General features: G+C 72.6%; 2 protein-coding genes and 1 pseudogene. 2 read left to right on the top strand and 1 reads right to left on the bottom strand.

Annotated features, from left to right (window positions below; all coding sequences use genetic code 11):
• Nucleotides 1-107: 107 nt before the first annotated feature.
• Nucleotides 108-899: an SAM-dependent methyltransferase gene (locus tag AB0C29_RS43750; RefSeq protein WP_360833609.1), complete on the top strand. Its 792-nt coding sequence runs from the start codon at nt 108-110 to the stop codon at nt 897-899.
• 11 nt (nt 900-910) lie between these two features.
• On the opposite strand, the gene AB0C29_RS43745 is transcribed toward AB0C29_RS43750, so the two are convergent.
• Nucleotides 911-1948 carry an LLM class flavin-dependent oxidoreductase gene (locus AB0C29_RS43745; protein WP_360833607.1) on the bottom strand — a complete coding sequence of 346 codons (1038 nt, stop codon included), beginning with the start codon at nt 1946-1948 and terminating at the stop codon, nt 911-913.
• 173 nt (nt 1949-2121) lie between these two features.
• Between AB0C29_RS43745 and AB0C29_RS43740 the strand changes: the two are divergent.
• Nucleotides 2122-2402, top strand: a pseudogene (locus AB0C29_RS43740) (hypothetical protein); the annotation flags it as partial.

The raw sequence follows: 2402 nt of genomic DNA, 5'->3' as shown, positions 1-2402 counted from the left end.
ACCCCCCACCGGTGGCGGGGTCTGGTGGGCGGCCCCGCCCGGCTGGTGCCGGTCGCGGACCGGCGAGTGGCCTCGTGACCGACCACAGTGGAGTAGGCTTCCTCGGCATGGGGAACGCGGACGCGGACTATTCCAGCCGGCCCAGCAGCGCCCGGATCTATGACGCCCTGCTCGGCGGCAGCCACAACTTCGCCGCCGACCGTGAGGCGGCCAAGCGGCTGCTGGCGATGATCCCCGCGGCGGGCGAGATGGCCCGGGCCAACCGCGCGTTCCTCAACCGGGCCGTGCAGTTCATGCTCGACGCGGGCGTGCGGCAGTTCCTCGACATCGGCAGCGGCATCCCGACGGTCGGCAACGTGCACGAGATAGCCCAGCGCCGCGTCGACGACGCCCGGGTGGTCTACATCGACATCGACCCGGTCGCGGTCGCGCACGCCGGTGAGATCCTGCGCGACAACCGGTTCGCCGCCGCGGTGCAGGCCGACATGCGTTTCCCCGAGGCGATCCTGGGCCACGCGAGCGTGCGCCGGCTGCTCGACCTGGAGCAGCCGATCGGGCTGCTGCTGGTCGCGATGCTGCACTTCGTGCCGGACGACGACGCCTATCCCGCGGTCGAGCGGCTGCTCGCCGGCCTGCCGCCGGGGTCGTACGTGGCGATCTCGCACGGGGTCTCGGAGACGGCGGCGGACTCGGCCCTGGACGGGGTCGCCGACCTGTACCGGCGGACGGACGTGTCGACGGCGACCGGCCGCAGCCGGTCACAGATCACGCGGTTCTTCGGCGACACGGTGCTGGTGCCGCCCGGGCTGGTCTGGGTGCACGAATGGCCGGCCGGCCCGCAGGGCGACGGCGACCCGGGCGACATGGCGGTGGTCGCCGCGATCGGCCAGAAGCCCTGAGCGGACCCGGCTCAGACCTCGTTCTCCAGCAGCTCCCGCACCCGTGGAATGACCTCGGTGCCGTACAGGTGGATCGCTGTCATCATGTCCTCGTGCGGCAGCGTCCCGGCCGAGTACTTCAGATCAAAGCGCTGCACCTCCAGCACCCCCACCGTCCGGGCGATCTTGCGGGCCACGGTCTCCGGTGACCCGACGTGCCAGGCCCCCTCGGCGATGTCCGCCTCGAAGCGTTCCCGGGTCAGCGGCGGCCACCCCCGCTCAGCCCCGATCCGGGTGATCGACGCCCGGGCGTGCGGCCACAGCGTCTCGACCGCCTCCTCGTCAGTGGCCGCGACGAAGCCCGGCGCGTGCACCGCGATCGGCAGCGGCTCGCGTTCGTACTGGTCCAGGGCCCGGTGGTACAGCTCCACGTACGGCGCGAAGCGGGCCGGGTCGCCGCCGATGATGGCCAGGACCAGCGGAAAGCCGTACCGGGCCGCGCGGACCACCGATTCCGGGCTGCCGCCGACGCCGACCCAGGTGGGGATCCGCCCGGCCGCTGTCTTCGGGTAGACCTGCTGGCCGTCCAGCGGCGGGCGGACCGTGCCGGCCCAGGTCACCGCTTCCTCGTGGAGCAGTTCGGCCATCAGGTCGGCCTTCTCGGCGAAGAGCCGGTCGTAGTCGTTCAGGTCGTAGCCGAACAGCGGGAACGACTCGGTGAACGAGCCGCGGCCCAGGGTGATCTCGGCCCGGCCGTTCGACACCGCGTCGAGGGTGGCGAAGCGTTCGTAGACGCGGACCGGGTCGTCGGAGCTGAGCACCGTCACCGCGGTGCCGAGGCGGATCCGCCGGGTGCGGCTGGCGATGGCCGCCAGCACGATCTCCGGCGCCGACACCGCGAAGTCGTCGCGGTGGTGTTCGCCGAGCCCGAACGCGTCCACCCCGACCTCGTCGGCCAGCACCGCCTGCTCGACGACGTTGCGGATGACCTGCGCATACGGCAGCGGTTCGCCGTCCGGGCCGACGGTGACGTCGCCGAACGTGTCCAGTCCGAACTCCACGGGCAGCATGTGTCGATCATGCCTCACCGCCGCCGGCGTGCCGCGTGAGCCTCGGCTGATACCGATCTGCCGGTATAGATCGTTCGTGTCGGGAATTGGGCACCAAGGGGCAAACCTCACCTCCGCCTCACGGCGTCTCGCCCAGGCTCAGCCCGCAAGCATCGAGGGGGAGGAATGGCGACTTGAGATCGACCACAGTGCGGAGATGGGCCTGGGGGCTGGGCATCTCGACGGTGACGGCGGTGACCGCGTTCGGGGTGGCCGGCTGGCAGGCCAGCGCGGCGCCGACGCCGGGGACCACGCCGGGGGCGGCGGCCGAGCAGCCGCGGGGCTCGGATCCGAGCCCGGTGGCCGAGCCGGCCGCCGGCACGGGCAGTGACGCCCTGACGGCCGGCGAGCACGCCAAGGCCCGTACGGCCGCGCTGACGCCGCAACTGGCCGCCGCGAAGGACGTCACGGGCGC

Source organism: Actinoplanes sp. NPDC048791, assembly GCF_040650095.1.
In the GTDB taxonomy this organism is placed as follows: domain Bacteria; phylum Actinomycetota; class Actinomycetes; order Mycobacteriales; family Micromonosporaceae; genus Actinoplanes.
Note: the sequence above shows the minus strand (reverse complement) of the source record. Positions and strands in the feature narration are given on the sequence as shown.